Annotated in this window: 14 protein-coding genes; 7 read left to right on the forward strand and 7 right to left on the reverse strand. The window is 38.5% G+C overall.

Annotation, left to right across the window (positions count from 1 at the left end):
• The first annotated feature begins 52 nt into the window (after positions 1 to 52).
• Genes rfbB through rfbC form a run of 4 tightly spaced genes read left to right on the forward strand, consistent with a single transcriptional unit; the run spans position 53 to position 3,416 of the window.
• Positions 53 to 1,117, forward strand: coding sequence for a dTDP-glucose 4,6-dehydratase (gene rfbB, locus EXH44_RS03770; RefSeq protein ID WP_162856334.1), 1,065 nt, complete (start codon positions 53 to 55; stop codon positions 1,115 to 1,117).
• 3 nt (positions 1,118 to 1,120) lie between these two features.
• The gene (gene rfbA, locus EXH44_RS03775; RefSeq protein ID WP_162856335.1) at positions 1,121 to 1,999 is read left to right on the forward strand and encodes a glucose-1-phosphate thymidylyltransferase RfbA; all 879 of its coding nucleotides are present in this window, start codon (positions 1,121 to 1,123) and stop codon (positions 1,997 to 1,999) included.
• Positions 1,999 to 2,877 (forward strand): dTDP-4-dehydrorhamnose reductase, encoded by an 879-nt coding sequence (gene rfbD, locus EXH44_RS03780; RefSeq protein WP_162856336.1) that lies wholly within the window; start codon positions 1,999 to 2,001, stop codon positions 2,875 to 2,877. The genes rfbA and rfbD overlap by 1 nt, the downstream gene beginning before the upstream one ends.
• Entirely contained in the window at positions 2,874 to 3,416 is a 543-nt protein-coding gene (gene rfbC / locus EXH44_RS03785) for a dTDP-4-dehydrorhamnose 3,5-epimerase (protein ID WP_162856337.1), read from the forward strand. The genes rfbD and rfbC overlap by 4 nt, the downstream gene beginning before the upstream one ends.
• A gap of 58 nt (positions 3,417 to 3,474) precedes the next feature.
• Here the strand turns inward: rfbC and EXH44_RS03790 are convergent, their stop codons facing one another.
• The gene (locus EXH44_RS03790; protein ID WP_162856338.1) at positions 3,475 to 4,734 is read right to left on the reverse strand and encodes an O-antigen ligase family protein; all 1,260 of its coding nucleotides are present in this window, start codon (positions 4,732 to 4,734) and stop codon (positions 3,475 to 3,477) included.
• Positions 4,735 to 4,941: 207 nt separating this feature from the next.
• On the opposite strand from EXH44_RS03790, the gene rpsU reads away from it, so the two are divergent.
• From rpsU to rpoD, 3 genes are all read left to right on the forward strand, one after another.
• Complete coding sequence (gene rpsU, locus EXH44_RS03795) at positions 4,942 to 5,157, forward strand: 30S ribosomal protein S21 (protein ID WP_005712190.1); 216 nt, start codon at positions 4,942 to 4,944, stop codon at positions 5,155 to 5,157.
• 146 nt (positions 5,158 to 5,303) lie between these two features.
• A complete protein-coding gene (gene dnaG / locus EXH44_RS03800) occupies positions 5,304 to 7,052 on the forward strand; it encodes a DNA primase (RefSeq protein WP_162856339.1) in 1,749 nt (582 codons plus the stop codon).
• Positions 7,053 to 7,150: 98 nt separating this feature from the next.
• The gene (rpoD, locus tag EXH44_RS03805; RefSeq protein ID WP_162856340.1) at positions 7,151 to 9,019 is read left to right on the forward strand and encodes an RNA polymerase sigma factor RpoD; all 1,869 of its coding nucleotides are present in this window, start codon (positions 7,151 to 7,153) and stop codon (positions 9,017 to 9,019) included.
• A 292-nt stretch (positions 9,020 to 9,311) separates the two neighbouring features.
• Here rpoD and EXH44_RS03810 read toward each other — a convergent pair whose 3' ends face one another.
• From EXH44_RS03810 to putP, 6 genes are all read right to left on the reverse strand, one after another.
• Entirely contained in the window at positions 9,312 to 9,881 is a 570-nt protein-coding gene (locus tag EXH44_RS03810; protein ID WP_162856341.1) for an acetate uptake transporter, read from the reverse strand.
• A gap of 13 nt (positions 9,882 to 9,894) precedes the next feature.
• Positions 9,895 to 10,902, reverse strand: a complete 1,008-nt coding sequence (locus tag EXH44_RS03815) for an extracellular solute-binding protein (RefSeq protein WP_162856342.1) — start codon at positions 10,900 to 10,902, stop codon at positions 9,895 to 9,897.
• Between the two features lie 240 nt (positions 10,903 to 11,142).
• Positions 11,143 to 12,852, reverse strand: a complete 1,710-nt coding sequence (locus EXH44_RS03820) for a ribonucleoside-diphosphate reductase subunit alpha (protein WP_162856343.1) — start codon at positions 12,850 to 12,852, stop codon at positions 11,143 to 11,145.
• Positions 12,839 to 13,816 carry a ribonucleotide-diphosphate reductase subunit beta gene (locus tag EXH44_RS03825; protein WP_162856344.1) on the reverse strand — a complete coding sequence of 326 codons (978 nt, stop codon included), beginning with the start codon at positions 13,814 to 13,816 and terminating at the stop codon, positions 12,839 to 12,841. The genes EXH44_RS03820 and EXH44_RS03825 overlap by 14 nt, the downstream gene beginning before the upstream one ends.
• 273 nt (positions 13,817 to 14,089) lie before the next feature.
• Positions 14,090 to 17,701, reverse strand: coding sequence for a bifunctional proline dehydrogenase/L-glutamate gamma-semialdehyde dehydrogenase PutA (putA, locus tag EXH44_RS03830; protein WP_162856345.1), 3,612 nt, complete (start codon positions 17,699 to 17,701; stop codon positions 14,090 to 14,092).
• Between the two features lie 130 nt (positions 17,702 to 17,831).
• Complete coding sequence (gene putP, locus EXH44_RS03835) at positions 17,832 to 19,340, reverse strand: sodium/proline symporter PutP (RefSeq protein ID WP_162856346.1); 1,509 nt, start codon at positions 19,338 to 19,340, stop codon at positions 17,832 to 17,834.
• Positions 19,341 to 19,529 lie beyond the last annotated feature (189 nt).

Here is a 19,529-nt window from a genome sequence, read left to right on the forward strand (position 1 = left end):
TTTAAAGCAGAAAAATGAATAGGACATTTTTCTGCTTTTTTCTAGGTAGTTTATGAGAATTTTAGTCACAGGCGGATCTGGCTTTATCGGTTCAGCAGTCGTTCGCCATATAATTAACGACACTCAAGATTCAGTGATTAACGTAGATAAATTAACCTATGCAGGTAATTTAGAGTCACTCGAATCTGTTGAAAATAACCCACGTTATGTTTTTGAACAAGTTGATATTTGTGATAAAGCAGCATTAGAACGTGTATTTAATCAGTATCAGCCTGATGCGGTAATGCATCTTGCGGCGGAAAGTCACGTAGATCGTTCTATTGATGGTCCAGCAGCTTTTATTGAAACCAATATTGTCGGTACTTACACTTTATTAGAAGTGGCTCGTAGTTATTGGAATAACTTACCTGAAGAAAGAAAATCAGCTTTCCGTTTCCATCATATTTCAACGGATGAAGTTTATGGCGATTTAGAAGGTACAGACGATCTTTTTACTGAAACTACGCCTTATGCCCCTTCTAGCCCTTATTCCGCTTCAAAAGCATCAAGCGATCACTTAGTTCGAGCTTGGTTACGTACCTATGGTCTACCAACCATTGTCACTAACTGTTCAAATAACTATGGTCCCTTCCATTTCCCTGAAAAATTGATTCCATTAATGATTTTAAATGCTCTAGAAGGGAAAAAATTACCAGTTTATGGAAATGGTATGCAAATTCGTGATTGGTTATTTGTCGAAGATCACGCTCGTGCATTATATAAAGTTGTGACTGAAGGTGTGGTAGGAGAAACTTACAACATTGGTGGGTATAATGAGAAAGCCAATATTGAAGTCGTTCGTACAATTTGTGGTTTATTAGAAGAGTTAGTACCAAATAAACCTGCAGGTGTAGTGAAATATGAAGATTTAATCACTTATGTGACTGACCGCCCAGGTCATGATGTGCGTTATGCGATTGATGCAACCAAAATTGGTAATGAATTAGGTTGGAAACCGCAAGAAACTTTTGAAACTGGTATTCGTAAAACGGTGGAATGGTACTTAAATAATAAAAAATGGTGGAGCCGTGTATTAGATGGTTCTTATAATTTAGAACGTTTAGGTACAAATAAGTAGGTTATGAAAGGTATTATTCTTGCAGGAGGTTCAGGCACTCGTCTGTACCCAATTACCCGTGGTGTGTCAAAGCAATTGCTCCCTGTTTATGATAAGCCAATGATTTACTATCCGTTATCAGTATTGATGTTAGCGGGAATTCGTGATGTCTTGGTTATCACAACGCCAGAAGATAATGACGCATTTAAACGCTTATTAGGCGATGGTTCTGATTTTGGTATCCATCTTCAATATGCAATTCAACCAAGCCCGGATGGTTTAGCACAAGCTTTCTTAATTGGTGAAGAGTTTATTGGCAATGATAGTGTCTGCTTGGTGCTTGGTGATAACATTTTCTATGGTCAGCATTTTACTACGGCTCTCAAAGAAGCTGCTGGACATGCAAATAATAAAGGTGCATCAGTGTTTGGCTATCAAGTAAAAGATCCTGAACGTTTCGGTGTAGTTGAATTTGATGAAAACTTTAAGGCGATTTCAATCGAAGAAAAGCCAGCTCAACCAAAATCTAATTATGCTGTAACAGGTTTATATTTCTATGATAATCGTGTTGTAGAGTTTGCTAAGCAAGTGAAGCCTTCGGCGCGTGGAGAGTTAGAAATTACTACATTAAATGAAATGTATTTAAACGATGGAACGTTGAATGTTCAATTACTAGGACGTGGTTTTGCTTGGTTGGATACAGGAACTCATGAAAGCCTTCACCAAGCGGCCGCTTTTGTACAAGCTGTACAAAATATTCAAAATATGCAAATTGCTTGTTTAGAAGAAATTGCATGGCGTAATGGCTGGCTTACTTCTAAACAACTTGAAACCCTAGCTAAACCTATGGCTAAAAATGAATACGGTCAGTACTTATTACGTTTAGTCAAAGGCGGTAAATAATGGCTAAGTTCCTAATTACTGGTGCAAAAGGTCAAGTTGGACATTGTCTAACAGAGCAATTAAAAGGCAAAGCTGATATTTTAGCAGTAGATCGTGATGAGTTAGATATTACTGATAGGGATGCTGTTTTTAATGTAGTTAAAACATTTAGACCTGATGTCATTATTAATGCGGCTGCTCATACAGCTGTTGACCGTGCAGAAAGTGAAGTTGAGTTATCAGAAGCAATCAATGTAAAAGGTCCACAATATCTCTCTGAAGCTGCAAGTGAAATTGATGCTGTTATTTTACATATTTCTACCGATTATGTTTTTGAAGGTACTGGCACGGGGGAATATAAAGAAGACGACCAAACCAATCCTCAAGGCGTTTATGGGCGTACAAAATTAGAAGGCGAAATTGCAGTTCAACAAGCAAACCCTCGTTCTATTATTTTACGTACCGCTTGGGTATTTGGAGAACATGGGCATAATTTTGTGAAAACCATGTTACGTTTGGCTAAGGAGCGTGATTCACTAGATATTGTAGGGGATCAAATTGGTGGTCCAACCTATGCAAGTAATGTAGCAACTACACTGATTGAAATTGCAAATCAAATTCTTGTGGATAAAAAGGGTAATTTTGGTATTTATCACTATACAGGCAAACCCTATGTAAGTTGGTATGAATTTGCAAAATCCATCTTTGCCGAGGCAGAACTACAAAATATTCTTGAAAAGTCACCGCTTGTAAACAGTATTGCAACCAGTGATTACCCAACGCCAGCCAAACGCCCAGCAAATTCACGTTTGGATTTGACGAAAATTAAGCAAACTTTTGGTATTGAACCAAGTGATTGGCAGAAAGCATTAAAAAATATTAAGGCATACGCATCATGAAAATTATTGAAACAAAAATTCCTGACGTAAAATTATTGGAACCACAAGTCTTTGGTGACGAACGAGGCTTTTTTATGGAAACCTTTCGTGATGAATGGTTTAAACAAAACGTCGCAGATCGTACTTTTGTACAAGAAAACCATTCTAAATCAGTGAAAGGTGTTTTACGTGGGCTTCATTATCAAACTGAAAATACACAAGGCAAATTAGTACGCGTAGTGCAAGGTGCGGTATTTGATGTTGCCGTAGATTTACGCAAAAACTCGCCAACATTTGGGCAATGGGTGGGCGAAATTCTATCTGCAGAGAATAAGCGTCAATTATGGGTTCCTGAAGGTTTTGCTCATGGTTTCTATGTTTTAACTGAAACTGCTGAATTTACCTATAAGTGTACTGACTACTATAATCCTAAAGCAGAACATTCTTTAATTTGGAATGATGAGACTGTAGGGATTGAGTGGCCTTTAGATGGTGAACCGAGTTTGTCAGCTAAAGATTTGGCAGGAAAGTCTCTATCTGAAGCAGTTGTATTTGAGTAACTTATAAATTAGATATAGAAAAAAATAAGCAGAAAGTTTTAGACTTTCTGCTTATTTTTTACGGTTTTAAATTTTCTTTAATTTTAATCAGACTATAAAATATAATCACTAAAAAGAAATAAAATATAGAACCTGAGTTATGCGCTAAGAAAGTTTGACTTAGGAAATAGAACATCGTGGAAAAAATATGTATAAATCCTAGCATTGCAACAGATTTTACTTCTAAGTTAGCCGAATTCATTTTCCTGAAAAAATAATGTAATGGAAAAAATATAATCAGCATCAAGCCTAGAAATCCCCAAATACCACGTTTTACAAAGGCATCTAGATATTGATTGTGCGGGTCGTTAAATCCTAGAGTAGATGACGCCATAGTCCCTTGGGCAATCTGATCTTTCTTTAATTCAATATAACCTTTACTCCCCCAACCTAAAAATGGCTGTTCTTTAATACCAAGTAGTGCATTTTCCCACATATCGAATCTTGCTCCGAGAGATGACGCTTTATTTTTATGGGATAAATATTCAGTAATATCTGATTTGGCATCATAATAGCGTTGAATAACACCAAATTTAGGTACGCTACTTAAGATTACTGCAAAAATAAAAAAGATACCTAATACAGCAGTTGTCCATTTCATGTTTAAGTAGCGTCGATAAAAAAATAAAACCGCTAAAATAACGAATGGAAACCCTACCCATCCGCCACGTGCGCCAGACAATGCACTAGCTAGCATGCCAAAGATCGCTCCAAGAACAGAAATAATTATCCACTTATAATTTTTTTGAATCCCCCAATATATTGCTATTGCAATACTAAAAGAGGCTAAGGCAATAGATACATTTCCTGCTTGGATATGCATGATTTCTGGAAAGGGTTTCGGTAAACCTAAATAAAATTTTTGGATAAGCGCTAATAAACCTGTTGTGATTGCACCAACTGGAATTGCATAAAAAATAAAATGAATACGCTGAGACAAGTGGGTTAGTAAAAGGATAATCGGAATAAATAGCAAAACTCTGCTTGGGTTATCCACTTCCCTAAACCCATCCCCATGTACAATAGCCGACATCACAAAAGTGGAAAAATAGGCTAAAAAAGCAAAGATCAGCCATTTGTCATCTTTGTCCAGTACCCATTTTTTCTTGAATTTGAAAATATAGAGTAGAAGATAGATAACGCTTATTCCGCCTAATGTCATTGGCACATAGCTATAGCCTTTTTTGAACATTAAAACGGTGATAAAAAAGAGTGAGACTAAAATATTCAGCATGAAAGAGATGTGTTTCGTCTCAATTCTGGTTAGAAAAGTTGGCATACAAAGTGTCCTATCTGTAATCTATTTGGTCATTTTATCGGAAATTTATCGTGAACAGTAGCTCTCTTTCATCGATAATTGATTTCCACTAAATCCGCCCTTTACTTCTTAATCAGTCTAGGCTAAAATGCACCACCTTTTTTAGTTCTATGCCGCCACCCATTTGTGCGGCTTCATTTAAACATATATTTCCTGAGGTGATGGCTTATGCCAGTAATTAAAGTTCGTGAAAATGAATCATTTGACGTAGCATTACGTCGTTTCAAACGCTCTTGCGAAAAAGCAGGTCTTTTAGCTGAAGTTCGTGCTCGTGAGTTCTATGAAAAACCAACAACAATTCGTAAACGTGAAAAAGCATCTTTAGCTAAACGTCACGCTAAACGTAACTTCCGTGAGAACGCACGTAACACTCGTTTATACTAATTTTTAATTAGGTAATAGAAGTTAAAATTGAGACCGTGAAACCTTTAAGGAATCACGGTTTCAATGTTTATACAGCCCATAACAAGCGGTCACTTTTGCAAAAAAATTTGCAAATCCGACCGCTTGTATCAGCAAGGAGATAATCAATGAAAGGTTCTATTCCCCGTTCGTTTATTGATGATCTTGTTGCTCGAACCGATATTGTCGAGCTGATCAATAGTCGTGTTAAACTCAAAAAAGCAGGGCGAGATTACCAAGCCTGCTGTCCTTTTCATCATGAAAAAAGTCCTTCTTTTACGGTGAGTCAATCTAAACAGTTTTATCACTGTTTTGGCTGTGGCGTACACGGTAATGTTATTAGCTTTTTAATGGAATATGACAAGTTAGAGTTTCCTGAAGCGATTGAGGAACTTGCCGCATTACATGGGTTAGAAGTGCCCCGTGAAAATGCAATCAATCGAGATGGCAAACCACAAGCCAGTTATAAAACTCGCCGTAACCTTTATGAATTGTTAGATTTAGTTGCCAAGTTCTATCAACAGCAATTAACACAAGACAGTGCTAGCCAAGCTTATTTACAACAACGTGGTTTATCTCCAGAGATTATTGATCGTTTTGAAATCGGTTTTTCGCCGAATGCGATGGATGCTGTACTTCGCCGTTTTGGAAATAATCCTGAAGAAGTGCAAAAGCTACTTGATACGGGAATGCTCTCTAAAAATGATCGTGGCAATGTGTATGACCGCTTCCGTAATCGTGTGATGTTCCCGATTCGAGATAAGCGTGGTCGCGTGATTGCATTTGGTGGGCGAGTGTTAGGCGATGAAAAGCCGAAATACCTGAATTCCCCTGAATCTGCCACTTATCATAAAGGTAACGAACTCTACGGCTTATATCAAGCGCTTCAACATAATGAAAACCCTGAATTTTTATTTGTGGTAGAAGGCTATATGGATGTGGTGGCATTGGCACAGTTTGGAGTCAATAACGCCGTTGCTTCGCTTGGTACTGCGACAACAGGTGAACAGATTCAGCTCATGTTTAGAGCCACAGAACAAGTGATTTGTTGCTACGACGGTGACCGTGCGGGACGAGACGCAGCATGGCGAGCCTTGGAAAATGCACTACCTTATTTACATGATGGCAGACAGCTGAAATTTATCTTTTTACCCGACGGGGAAGACCCTGATACCTTTATTCGTTCACAAGGGAAAGAGGGCTTTGAACGTTATCTTGAAAAAGCACAAACCTTAAGTGAGTTTCTGTTTGATTCTTTATTATCTCAAGTAGATCTTTCAACCAAAGAAGGCGCATCAAAATTGGCTTCTTTGGCAATACCTTTGATTAAGCGAATCCCTGGGGAAATGCTTCGTCTCTATTTAAGAAATATGCTTGGACAGAAATTGGGGATTCTTGATCCAACGCAATTAGAAGCAATGTTGCCACAGAAGTCAGTTGAAAAAGTAGAAACTCGCCACCATATGCCAAAAATTGAGCGAACCCCAATGCGCTTGTTAATTGCATTATTATTGCAAAATCCGCAATTAGTACAGCATGTCCCTGAAGATGTAAGCTTTCTGCAAAGTTTAGAAGAAAAAGGCTTTGATCTTTTTTTAGCGCTTGTGCAAATTTGTCACGATAATTTGGGGATTTCGATGGGAGGGCTACTCGAACATCTTAGAGAGAGTCCACATTATCGCCATTTAGTTGCACTCGCCAATTGGGATCATTTAGTTTCACCTGAAAATGTGGAAAATACGTTCATTGATACGTTAGATTTTTTCTATAAAAAACTTGTCGAACGACAAATTGAAATCCTGATGGCTAAAGACCGTACCACAGGATTAAATCAGCAAGAAAAACAGGAATTAATGTTATTACTTGCAGGGCGTTAAGCGGTCAGATTGTTATAATTTTTTGCAAAACTAGTTATCAAACGAAAAGCAGTGGTATAATCCACTACTTATTTTTGCTCTAAAGAATGGATAAAACTATGGAACAACACTCTCAATTAGAAGAACAACAATCTCAGTTAGAACTTCTTATCGCTCAAGGGCGTGAGCAAGGATATTTAACGATTTCAGAAGTGCATGACCATTTACCTGAAGAGCTGGTAGATGCGGATCAAATCGAAGATATCATTCAGATGATCAATGATATGGGCATTAAGGTACTTGAGACAGCACCGGATGCCGATGATTTAATGCTTGCGGGCAATATTGCCGATGAAGACGTAGTGGAAGAAGCGACAAAAGTGCTTTCTACCGTTGAGTCTGAACTTGGTCGTACCACAGACCCAGTACGTATGTATATGCGTGAAATGGGTACGGTAGAGTTACTGACCCGTGAAGGTGAAATTGATATTGCAAAACGTATTGAAGAAGGTATCAATGAAGTTCAATGTGCGATTGCAGAATATCCTGAAGCATTAAGTGATTTGATTGCTCGCTATGATCAAGTAGAAGAAGGCACTGTTCGTTTATCTGATTTAGTAACGGCATTCGTAGACCCAAATGCAGAAGAAGCTGCACCCGTAGAAGATCTAGATGCAGATTTAGATGAAGACGAGGAAAGTGAAGCTGTTGCAGATCTTGATGATGAAAGTGAAGATGAAGATGGTGATTCATCTGGCGATGGCGGAGATGATAATTCCATCGATCCAGAATTAGCGCATGAAAAATTCACTTTATTGAAAGAACAGCATCAAAAAGCATTACAGGCTATTCAAAAGCATGGACGAACAAGCAAACGCTCAAGAGATCAAATTCAAGCATTGTCGGATATTTTCCGTGAATTCCGTTTAGTGCCAAAACAATTTGATTTATTGGTTGAATCCATGCAAAAAATGATGAAACAAGTTCGTGCAGAAGAGCGCCAAATTCAACGTTATGCTGTTGAATATGCAGGAATGAAAAAATCTGATTTTGTGAAGGCATTCCAAGGTAATGAGCTTTCTGAAGTTTGGATTGAAAAAGCGATTAATGCGAAAAAAGGTGGTGCACCAAAATTAGCAAATTATGTTGATAATATTCGCGTTAATATCGTAAACCTACAAAAATTAGAGGAAAGTACGGGCTTAACGATTGCACAAATTCGTGAAATCGGTGGACGTATTTCAGAGGGTGAATTAAAAGCACGCAAAGCGAAGAAAGAGATGGTAGAGGCAAACTTACGTCTTGTTATCTCTATTGCGAAAAAATACACTAACCGTGGCTTGCAATTCCTTGATTTAATTCAGGAAGGTAATATCGGCTTGATGAAAGCGGTAGATAAGTTTGAATATCGTCGTGGTTATAAATTCTCAACTTATGCAACTTGGTGGATTCGTCAGGCAATTACACGTTCTATTGCGGATCAGGCTCGTACTATTCGTATCCCTGTTCACATGATTGAAACGATAAATAAATTGAACCGTATTTCTCGTCAATGCTTACAAGAAATGGGACGTGAAGCAACACCTGAAGAACTGGCAGAAAAAATGGGAATGCCTGAAGATAAAATTCGAAAAGTTCTCAAAATTGCCAAAGAGCCAATCTCTATGGAAACACCTGTCGGGGACGACGACGATTCGCATTTAGGGGATTTCATTGAGGATAGTTCATTAGAATTACCTCTTGATTCTGCAACTGCTGAAAGTCTACGTATTGCGACTAATGAAGTATTGGAAGGTTTAACGCCACGTGAAGCAAAAGTATTACGTATGCGTTTTGGTATTGATATGAATACCGACCACACTCTTGAAGAAGTGGGCAAACAGTTTGATGTTACCCGTGAACGTATTCGTCAGATTGAAGCGAAAGCCTTACGTAAACTTCGCCACCCAAGTCGTTCAGAAACCTTACGTAGTTTCTTAGACGATTAATCAAATCTGCGTTAAACTTATCTAAAAGTTAAACGGTATTCAGGGATCGCCTCCAATAATGTTATCGGAAGCGGTCCTTTTTATTTGTATCGATTCATTAATCACTAATAGAGGCGTAAATCGCTGACTCAACTTTCTATCGTTTTTCATATAGCCTAGCTATATTTCGCTATAAAAAAATCTGCACTCTAACCAGTAGGACATTAAGTCCAACGATTAAAGTGCAGATCACAGATCCTATAAGAATTTTGGTAAAATATTGAGAGGATCTTACCGCTTGTATACGCAAAAACTAGGCTTTTGGAGCACCAATTGGTAATACAGTACGGCCAAAGCTCTCATTAATGATTTCAGCTGCAGCTAAATAGAATGCTAACAATGCTGTTAATAAACCAAAGTTACCGCCAATATTGGTAATGGTATGGTTACCCGTGAAATCACCTGCTGCTAACAAGTAGAAAGTAATTGTTAACGAAAGGAAGATCGCCTGTAGTGCACGAGGTTTTGTTAATGTGCCGATAAACATCATTAACGTAAATGTACCCCAAACAACTAAATACCATCCCATAAACTCAAGGGTAACACCTGTTGCAAAGAATGTTTTTAATAATGCAAATGACCACCAAAATGCTCCATAACTAGTAAAAGCGGTGAAGCCAAAAGTATTACCTTTTGAAAACTCAAACATACCTGCGATCATTTGTGCGGTACCGCCAAATGCAAAACCCATTGCAAGTACAAGACCTAAGTTTTCGCCACCAAAGGTTCCATTATTGATTAAACTTAATAACCATGTAGTTAATGCGAAACCGCATAAGCCTAATGGACCCGGATTTGCTGTTGCTGAATTGTGAGCAGACATTTAAAAACCTCAATTAACGTTTTGTTCTAAGTAAATTCCAGTATTTTTCATAAGTATCAACGGCATCACCGACATCACTTTGTAAAATACCTTTTTCAATCTCTTCAACCGGTGGAAAAACGAGAGGATCATTCACTGTTTCCGAAGGAAGTAATGCTTTCACATTTTCATTCGGCATGGAGAATCCCATAGTTTCAATCACCGTTTTTGCACTTTCAGGGCGCAACAAAAAATCAATAAATTTATGTGCTGCATCCTTATTTTTTGCATTTTTAGGAATGGCGTAATTATCCATCCAAACAATCGCACCTTCTTTAGGGAAAACGAATTGTAAGTTTGGATTTTCACCTTTCGCTCGATATGCCGAACCTGTCCACTGCATTCCAATATCAACTTCACCTTGTAAATAAGGCATTTCAGGAGAATCCGAGTTAAATACAAGGACATTTGGCACAAGTTTTGTTAGACGCTCATAAGCAGCTTTAATATCTTTTGCATTGGTTGTATTTGGCGATTTCCCATCTAACAACAAGGCGATATGAAAGACTTCTCGAGCATCATTCATCAGCAAGACTTTGCCTTTGAATTCTGGTTTCCAAAGATCAGCCCAACTCGTCACTTGACTTGGGTTTATCTCAGAAGTATTAATCCCAATACCGGTTAAACCGTAAACATAAGGGAGTGAATATTTATTTTCAGGGTCAAATTCTTTCCCCATCAATGCTTTGCTTACATTAGAAAGGTTACTTAGTTTACCTTTATCAATCTCAGCAAGCATTCCCTCCTTAGCCATTTTTCCTACATAATAACTAGACGGGAAAACAAGATCGTAGCCACCACCTTGGGTTAGCTTTAATTTTGAATACATTTCTTCGTTACTTTCAAAGGTAGAATAAATCACCTCAATTCCCGTTTCTTTCGTAAATTGGGTTAATAACGATGAAGGAACATACTCAGTCCAGTTATAAACATACAGTTTCTCTGTAGCTTGTGCTGTTACAGCACAACATAACATTGCCATACATGTAAATTTAGAAAAAATTGCTTGAGTGAATTTAGCCAATTTTCAAGTACCCTTTTAAGAAAAATAAAGCTGAATTTCCTATTTGCAAATTTTTGCCCAAAAACCACCGCTTGTTTGCAAATAGCCCTTGTTAAAAAGGGGTGAAGTATAACGATTTCACGCTATTTTTGCTATAAAAATCATAAAACGATCAACAAAAAAGGCGATCTTCATGATCGCCTTTCTAAAATAGGAATATTAGCCTTCACAACTACTGCAACTTAACAAGTTACGGTTAAAGACTTGTGCTGCACTCATTGAGTATTGATAATAAATTGATTTCAAGCCTAACTCTTCTGCGGTTAAATAAAGCTGGTTCAAATCCCGTGCAGGTGTTGCAGGATGAACCATGATATTAATACTCTGCCCTTGGTCGATGTATTTTTGACGCTGAGCCGCTTGCTGAATCACACTTAATTGGCTAATTTCTGAGAAGGTTTTAAACACCTCTTTTTCATGTTCAGAAAGTTCTGCTAAATGTTGAACAGAACCATCATTTAAAAGAATACTTTCCCAAATTTCTTCAGTATCAATGCCTTTCTCTTTTAGCAGTTTTTCTAAGAACGGATTTTTATAAACCGTCTTGATTTTGGCTAAATCTTTAACATAGTAATTTGATTTAAAAGGCTCAACCGATGGCGATACACTTCCTAAAATAAAACTACTTGATTTTGTCGGTGCAATACTCATTAATGTTGTATTACGACGCCCATAACCTTTTAATAATTCAGGTTCACCAAAACGTTGTGCTAATTCTTTAGATGCTTGTAAGGTTTTCTCTTGTAAGGTCTTGAAGATCAAATTATTTTTTTGCATTGCTTCAAAACTATCAAAGGCAATATTATTCGCTTGTAAATAGCTATGCCAACCTAAGACACCAATACCTAATGCACGGTGACGTTTTGCAAAACGATTTGCACGATCTAGGAATGGAATATCTGCACTTTTTTCAATAAATTCAGTCATCACTACATCTAAGAAGTAGGTTAATACTTCAGGTGCATCTGTATCTTTCCATTCATCGAAATGTAATAAATTCATTGAAGAAAGACAACATACAAAGCTCTCATCGTTGCTAGATGGCAACATAATTTCAGTACAAAGATTAGACGCATGAACCGTCATGTTTTTATCTTTATACACATCAGGACGCCCTGCATTAGCGTTATCTTTAAAGAATAAATAAGGGATACCTGTTTCAGTTTTACGTTGTAATAATTTTGCCCAAAGCTGACGTTTATAAGGATCGCCTGCTTTCATGGATTCTAACCATTCACGACCAACACATACGCCGTAATACATGAGCTGAATTGGATTGCCTTCCGTATGAATATCTAGCCATTCATCAATGTCGCCATGCTCAATATCAATGTAACCCGCAAATTGTCCTTTACGTGATGTTCCTTGAGAAATAACATCAATCACCGTATCGAATAATTTACTGAAGTTAAATGAACCGTCCGATTTACCATTATTCTTAATCGCACTACCACGTGGACGAATATCACCAAAATAGGCTGATGTACCGCCACCGATTTTACTCATCATACCCACTTCAGCCGTTGTCACCATAATTTCGTGAATAGAGTCGCCAATATAGCTACCAAAACATGAAATCGGCAAACCACGATCTAAACCAAAGTTAGACCAAATTGGCGATGACAAAGAAAAATAGCCACGTGCCATATAGTGGTAAAATTTATCTGCATAGCCTTCAATACCCAATTTACGTTCCGCGTGTTCCGCAATAAAACGAATACGTTCTAAAGCGGTTGTGCCTTCAAGTAAATAGCCACGTTGTAAGAAAAGACGGCTGTCATCATTTAACCACTCAAAATCTGGGCGGTTTACATCGGTATAACCTAGTTGGAATAACTTAGGTTGGTAGTAATCATTAGAATAAGTCATCGGCAGTAATCTGTTTCATTTTTTTGCTGTAATCTGTACTACGTTTGTTAAAGAAATCCGTTTCTTTCGTCGATAAGATTTCAATATCAAACCACTCTGTTTCTTTTAATAACGCAGGATCTACGTTATAAGGAGGTTCTAAACCAAGAGCCATCAATGAATTGTTATAACGATTCATGATGTAGTTTTCGACAGTTTTACGTGAAATAAAACTTAAATCCCCTTCTTCAAAAATCCAATCTAAAATACTTCTTTCAGCGTCAAGTGCTTGATTTGCTAAGATTTTTAATTCTTCGTAGAATGCAGGTGTAAAAAGATCTGCATGTTCATCACGTAAAATTTCATATAAAGCAATCCCAAAGCGTCCATGAATTTCTTCTTCTTTACTGGTTGCTTCTACGGCATTTGAAATGCCTTTGAACAAGTTACGATGTTTATTAAAAGACATCATCACTAAAAATTGTCCAAAGAGAGAAATATGCTCAACAAATAAAGAAAAGAGCACAAGAGATAACACAAAGCGATCTTTGCCATCATCTTTTTCTCTCATAAAATCTTCCATATAACGAATACGGTTCATCAATGGTTGAATTTCAGTAATTTGAGAGAACATTTCATTTAAGCCTAATTTTTCAAGCAAAAATGAATAGGCATCTTTATGACGCACTTCACTTTCCGCAAATGTACCGCCTACATCATCAATTTCTGGTTTTGGGAAATAGCGATAAAGATCTCCCCAGAAGCGTTTTACATTCACTTCAATTTGGGAAATGGCTAGCATGGTACGCGTTAATACGTGGCGTTCATGATCATTAATATTCGTACGATAATCTTGAATATCTCCCGTAAAATTAAATTCAGTATGTAACCAATATGAATGGCGAATAGCGTCTTTAAATTCAAGAAGTTCAGGATATTCGTACGGCTTAATTTGAATGCGTTTTTCAAAAAGATTGCGAGACATAGTGATTAGGCAAGTATCGTTATTATTGTTCAATGGGCACGTATTTTAGTGATATTTTTTCAATGTACAAGATCTTGACAAATAGCCATGCTAGGTTGTTCCGTCGTAGTTATTGATTTTAAAAGGAAAAAAATTTTGTAAAAATCTCACATTGCTAAAAAACTATATCTTGTGTTTTTATAATTTCAAAACACAAGATATAGTGGTTACCACAGTAAAATCGCTTATTTTTTGCAAAAAATTAGCAAAATCTCACCGCTTGTCTGACAAGAATTAATCCATTTCACTCATCAAACTTGCATTTCCGCCCGCAGCTGCGGTGTTAATGCTGATCGCTTTTTCATGGATTAATGGGAATAGCGATAACGCTAAATCAAGATTTTCAATATAAGTCAAAATTGCGCCTGAACGTTCCGCATGGCGCTGTTTCTCAGCAACTGAAATCGGGTCTAAAGCAATCAACACACTTAAATTTGCCAGACTATTGAAATCTTCTACAACCATCAACAATCCATCAAAATGCACTGCGTGTTTTGCCAATTCGCTCTCACGTTCAACTACCGCTTTAGCTCCGCAAACTGTGATCGCAATCAACGCTTGTACTTGTTGATAGAGCGAGCCTTTACCGATTGCAATCACTGGTCGGGCTTCTAAACGCATAAAGTTGCTCTCGCCCGTAATGCCTTGCATTTTGAAGATTTTACCTAACGGCGATTGACGAGATAAGCTCGTCACTAAATCACGAGCATTTTGCTGTTCTGTCCCGAATAACACCACATTAATGCCATTTACCAATGTTGTAGTATCCACCGTTTTACCGCCTTCTAAATTCGGCAGAGTCCATGCACTTCGATTAACTAGACGTTGTAAATAAAGCGGTCCACCGGCTTTTGGCCCTGTACCCGATAAGCCCATACCGCCGAACGGTTGAACACCGACGACTGCGCCGACAGTGTTGCGATTTACGTAAAGGTTACCCGCATGAATGCTGTCGAGCCATAAATCTACGGTCTCATCAATACGGCTATGCAAACCACTGGTTAAGCCGAAGCCGGTCGAATTAATATCCGCCATGATTTGCGGTAATCTGTCCGCATCAAAACGAATGACGTGTAATACTGGTCCGAACACTTCGTGTTTTAATTGACTGATATTGTCAATTTCCAATACCGTCGGCGGAACAAAAATACCTGTTCTTTCAATTTCCGCATCAATCGGAACTTGATAGCACGATTTCGCCACTTTTTTGATTTCAGCAATATGATTCAGCAAACGTGTTTGAGCCACTTTGTCGATCACTGGCCCAACATCCGTATTGAGATTCTGCGGTCTGCCGACTTTTAATTCTGCCATCGCACCTTTGAGCATTGTAAGAATATGATCAGCGACATCACGTTGTAAATAAAGCACACGTAAAGCAGAACAACGTTGCCCCGCAGAATCAAAGGCAGAATTTAAGACATCCGCAACTACTTGCTCACCCAATGCAGAACTATCGACAATCATCGCATTTTGTCCGCCCGTTTCCGCCACAAGCGGTACGATCGTCTCATTTTTTTGCAAATTGCGATTGATATTTTTCGCCGTCTCCGTTGAGCCGGTGAAAATCACGCCATTGACTCTCGGATCAGTTACTAACGCAGTACCGACCATTTTTCCACTACCTGGCAAACATTGTAGCGCTTGGCTTGGGATGCCTGCTTGATAGAATAAACTGACCGCATAATGTGCCATCAATGACGTTTGTTCTGCTGGTTTTGCCAACACCACATTACCTGCGACTAATGCTGAAGAGACTTCGCCAACAAAAATCGCCAACGGGAAGTTCCACGGGCTAATCGCCACTACAATGCCACGTGGATTACGATACCCTTCCGGATTTTGACGTACTTCTTTTGCATAATAACGGCAGAAATCGACCGCTTCACGCACTTCCGCAATGGCATTATTTAAGGTTTTGCCAGCTTCTCTCACCGCTAAGTCAAACAATTGCGGCATATTGGCTTCCATTAAATCTGCCATTTTCTCTAACGCTTCCGCTCGTACAATCGGGGAGGTGTTTTGCCACTCCGATTTAAACTGCTCAGCCATATCAAAGGCGGTCGTAATATCTGTGCCTGTGGCATCTACCACTTCACCAACAATCTCAAACACATTTGCCGGATTATGAATATGTCTTACTTCTCCGTTAAATTTGGTGATACCCGATACTTGCGGAACAGCACGATATTGCTGTGTTGCTAGTTGATTGAGTTGATGTTCTAATTCTTTTAAATGAATCGCATCGGTTAAATCATAACCTTTAGAGTTTTGACGTTGCTCACCAAAAAGTTTGACTGGTAACGGAATCTTAGGATGCATCGTGCCGTCGGTCTCTTTGGCTTTATCGACTGGATCTCGAGCTAGATCATCAATACTCAGATTTTCATCGACAATTTGGTTCACAAACGAACTGTTTGCTCCATTTTCTAATAAGCGACGAACCAGGTACGCCAATAACGTTTGGTAAGAACCTACTGGCGCATAAATACGGCACTGTACATTGAGGTTATTCGTACCGACCACTTGGTCGTATAAGGTTTCGCCCATACCGTGTAAACATTGGAATTCAAAGTGCTTACCTTGTGCCAAGTGATAAATCGTTGAAAGCGTTTGTGCATTGTGGGTAGCAAATTGCGGATAAATTACATCTTGTGCCGACAATAATTTTTTCGCACAGACAATGTAGTTTAAATCTGTATGTACTTTACGAGAGAATACAGGGTAACCTTCTGCACCATCAGTTTGAGCACGTTTGATTTCTGTATCCCAATAAGCACCTTTTACTAAACGAATCATCAGCTTACGATTATTCGCACGGGCTTTTTCGATTAAATACTCAATCACATAGGGGCAACGTTTCTGATAAGCCTGAACAACAAAGCCTACGCCGTTAAAACCCGCTAAATCAGGATCGGTTAACAATCTATCCATTAAGTCTAAAGAAATCTCTAAACGATCAGCTTCCTCCGCATCAATATTTAAACCAATATCATACTGTTTGGCTAATAAAAAGAGCTGTTTTAAACGTGGGTAGAGTTCATCAATGACTCGTTTGTGCTGAGCAAGGCTATAACGAGGGTGAATAGCGGAAAGTTTAACGGACACCCCCGATGACTTATAAACGCCGAAACCACGTGAAGTTGCACCGACCGCATGAATGGATGCAACATAATCATCATAATAACGTTTAGCATCTTCTTCGGTAAACGCTGCTTCACCTAACATATCGTAACTATAACGATAGCCCATAGCGAAACGTTTTTCACCGTTTTTAATCGCTTCTTGAATCGTTTCCCCTGTAACAAACTGTTTTCCAAGTAAACGCATTGCCACATCGACACCTTTACGGATTAACGGCTCACCGCCTTTGGAAATGAGACGGGAAAGAGAAGAAGACAGTGAGCTTTCACTGTGGGTTGAAACTAATTTGCCCGTCACAACCAATCCCCATGCCGCCGCATTAACAAATAAAGAAGGGCTGTTACCAACATGGGAACGCCAATCTCCCTTGGCAATTTTGTCACGGATTAATTTATCGGCTGTTGCTTTGTCTGGAATACGCAATAAGGCTTCCGCCAAACACATTAACGCCACGCCTTCTTCACTCGATAAAGAAAACTCATGCATTAGTGCATCCACACCGCTGGCTTTTTTACGTGCGACACGGACTTTCTCGACTAATTTTTTTGTTAATGCTTTTATGTCGTTAGCCTGTTCATCCACACGTGCTTGTGCCATTAACTGCTTCACTAATGTTTCTTCATCATAGCGATAATGTTCACTTAAGGTTGGGCGAATCGCCGTCGTCGGCGGGAATAATTGATAAGTTTGAGTGTTTGACATGATAATTTCTCACTTTTAATATCGTTATCAACAAGAAATGCAATAAGTAAAAAATCAAAGAAATCTTACCGCTTGCATCCACCGTTAACACAAAAAAGACGGTAGCTGAAACAGCGTACCGTCCTTTCTATTATTTTTTCATTGCATCTTCGTAAGCTTTTTCTGCTTTTTCAAAGGTTTCAACTAACTCTGCTCGAGGTGCAGGAGTAACCAATGAAACCACAAAAATTGCGATCGTTGCTAGAATAAAGCCAGGAATCATTTCATAAATACCGCTATTTGGAACCAAATCATTCCAAAAAACTACAACGAGAGCACCTGTTAACATACCAGCCATCGCACCTTGCGCATTCATACGTTTCCAGAATAGAGATAAGATGACAACAGGTCCAAAGGCACAACCAAATCCTGCCCAAGCGTAAGACACCAAACCAAGCACTTTACTATTCGGATCTTGTGCTAGAACGATAGCTAATACAGAAATCACAAGCACCATTATTCGACCTAACCAAACCAATTCTTTTTGACTTGCATTAGGACGAATCATCCCTTTATAAAAATCTTCTGTAATTGCACTAGAGCAGATCAATAATTGACAACTTAAGGTGCTCATTACCGCCGCTAAAATCGCAGAAAGTAAAATCCCTGCAATCCAAGGATTAAATAACAACTTAGAAAGTTCAATAAAGACTTGCTCATTGTTTTGATTCACTGTAGCCGCTTGCTCAGGATTTGCAAAGAAATAAGCTTGACCAAAGAAACCAATTCCAACTGCACCAAATAAGCAAATGATCATCCAAGTCATACTAATACGACGAGCATTTGGCATAGATTTCACACTGTCTGCAGCCATAAAACGAGCAAGAATATGTGGCTGACCAAAATAGCCCAAGCCCCATGCCGATAAACTTAATAAACCAATAAAAGTTGTGCCTGTAAAGAGATCCGTGAAATCTTTATTTACCGCCTCACCCGCAGCCACAATCACTGCATGAGTCTCAGCAAATCCGCCTAGGTGAATAAGAACAAAAATAGGTGTTAAAAATAATGCAAATAACATCAAACTTGCTTGAATAGTATCCGTCCAACTTACCGCTAAGAACCCTCCGATAAAGGTATAAATAATCGTGGCTAATGCGCCATACCATAAGGCAGTTGCATAAGGAACACCAAAGAGATTCTCAAACAGTCTCGCGCCAGCTACCACGCCTGAAGCACAGTAAATCGCAAAGAAAAATAGAATGATTGTTGCTGAAACAATTTTTAAAATTTTAGTTTTATCGCCGAAACGATGATGAAAGTATTCCGGTAGCGTTAAAGCATTTGCATTATACTCCGTATGCATACGTAAACGTCCTGCGACAAATAGCCAGTTTAAATACGCCCCAACAGTTAAACCGATTGCAATCCAGCCCTCTACTAAACCTGCAGCATATACTGCACCAGGTAACCCCATTAATAACCAACCTGACATATCAGAAGCACCCGCAGATAGCCCTGTAACAAAGCTACCTAAACGACGACCACCTAAAATATAGTCGGATAAATTATTTGTAAAACGATAGGCAATAAAGCCAATTAAAACCATCCCAATAATATAAATGAGAAAAGTTGTTGTGGTTGGTTCGAAACCAAACATAGGTTACTCCTCATGAAATCAAAAGATCTTTACTATATCAGAATTTCTGATGACGATATTCCAAAATGTAACCAGATGGTTACTCTTTATGCATCCCTAACTAAGTAAGAAAGTATAAATTAGCTTATGATTTTTTTGTTACAAATTTTTAACAAATTTGCGACAAGAGTAACAGATTAATTCCTTTAT

It is taken from the genome of Actinobacillus indolicus (genome assembly GCF_004519515.1).
Taxonomy (GTDB): domain Bacteria; phylum Pseudomonadota; class Gammaproteobacteria; order Enterobacterales; family Pasteurellaceae; genus Glaesserella; species Glaesserella indolica_A.

Coding starts and splice junctions, on each gene's coding strand:
- rfbB (WP_162856334.1), top strand. CDS start 53: ATGAGAATTTTAGTCACAGGCGGATCTGGCTTTATCGGTTCAGCAGTC.
- rfbA (WP_162856335.1), top strand. CDS start 1,121: ATGAAAGGTATTATTCTTGCAGGAGGTTCAGGCACTCGTCTGTACCCA.
- rfbD (WP_162856336.1), top strand. CDS start 1,999: ATGGCTAAGTTCCTAATTACTGGTGCAAAAGGTCAAGTTGGACATTGT.
- rfbC (WP_162856337.1), top strand. CDS start 2,874: ATGAAAATTATTGAAACAAAAATTCCTGACGTAAAATTATTGGAACCA.
- EXH44_RS03790 (WP_162856338.1), bottom strand. CDS start 4,734: ATGCCAACTTTTCTAACCAGAATTGAGACGAAACACATCTCTTTCATG.
- rpsU (WP_005712190.1), top strand. CDS start 4,942: ATGCCAGTAATTAAAGTTCGTGAAAATGAATCATTTGACGTAGCATTA.
- dnaG (WP_162856339.1), top strand. CDS start 5,304: ATGAAAGGTTCTATTCCCCGTTCGTTTATTGATGATCTTGTTGCTCGA.
- rpoD (WP_162856340.1), top strand. CDS start 7,151: ATGGAACAACACTCTCAATTAGAAGAACAACAATCTCAGTTAGAACTT.
- EXH44_RS03810 (WP_162856341.1), bottom strand. CDS start 9,881: ATGTCTGCTCACAATTCAGCAACAGCAAATCCGGGTCCATTAGGCTTA.
- EXH44_RS03815 (WP_162856342.1), bottom strand. CDS start 10,902: ATGGCAATGTTATGTTGTGCTGTAACAGCACAAGCTACAGAGAAACTG.
- EXH44_RS03820 (WP_162856343.1), bottom strand. CDS start 12,852: ATGACTTATTCTAATGATTACTACCAACCTAAGTTATTCCAACTAGGT.
- EXH44_RS03825 (WP_162856344.1), bottom strand. CDS start 13,816: ATGTCTCGCAATCTTTTTGAAAAACGCATTCAAATTAAGCCGTACGAA.
- putA (WP_162856345.1), bottom strand. CDS start 17,701: ATGTCAAACACTCAAACTTATCAATTATTCCCGCCGACGACGGCGATT.
- putP (WP_162856346.1), bottom strand. CDS start 19,340: ATGTTTGGTTTCGAACCAACCACAACAACTTTTCTCATTTATATTATT.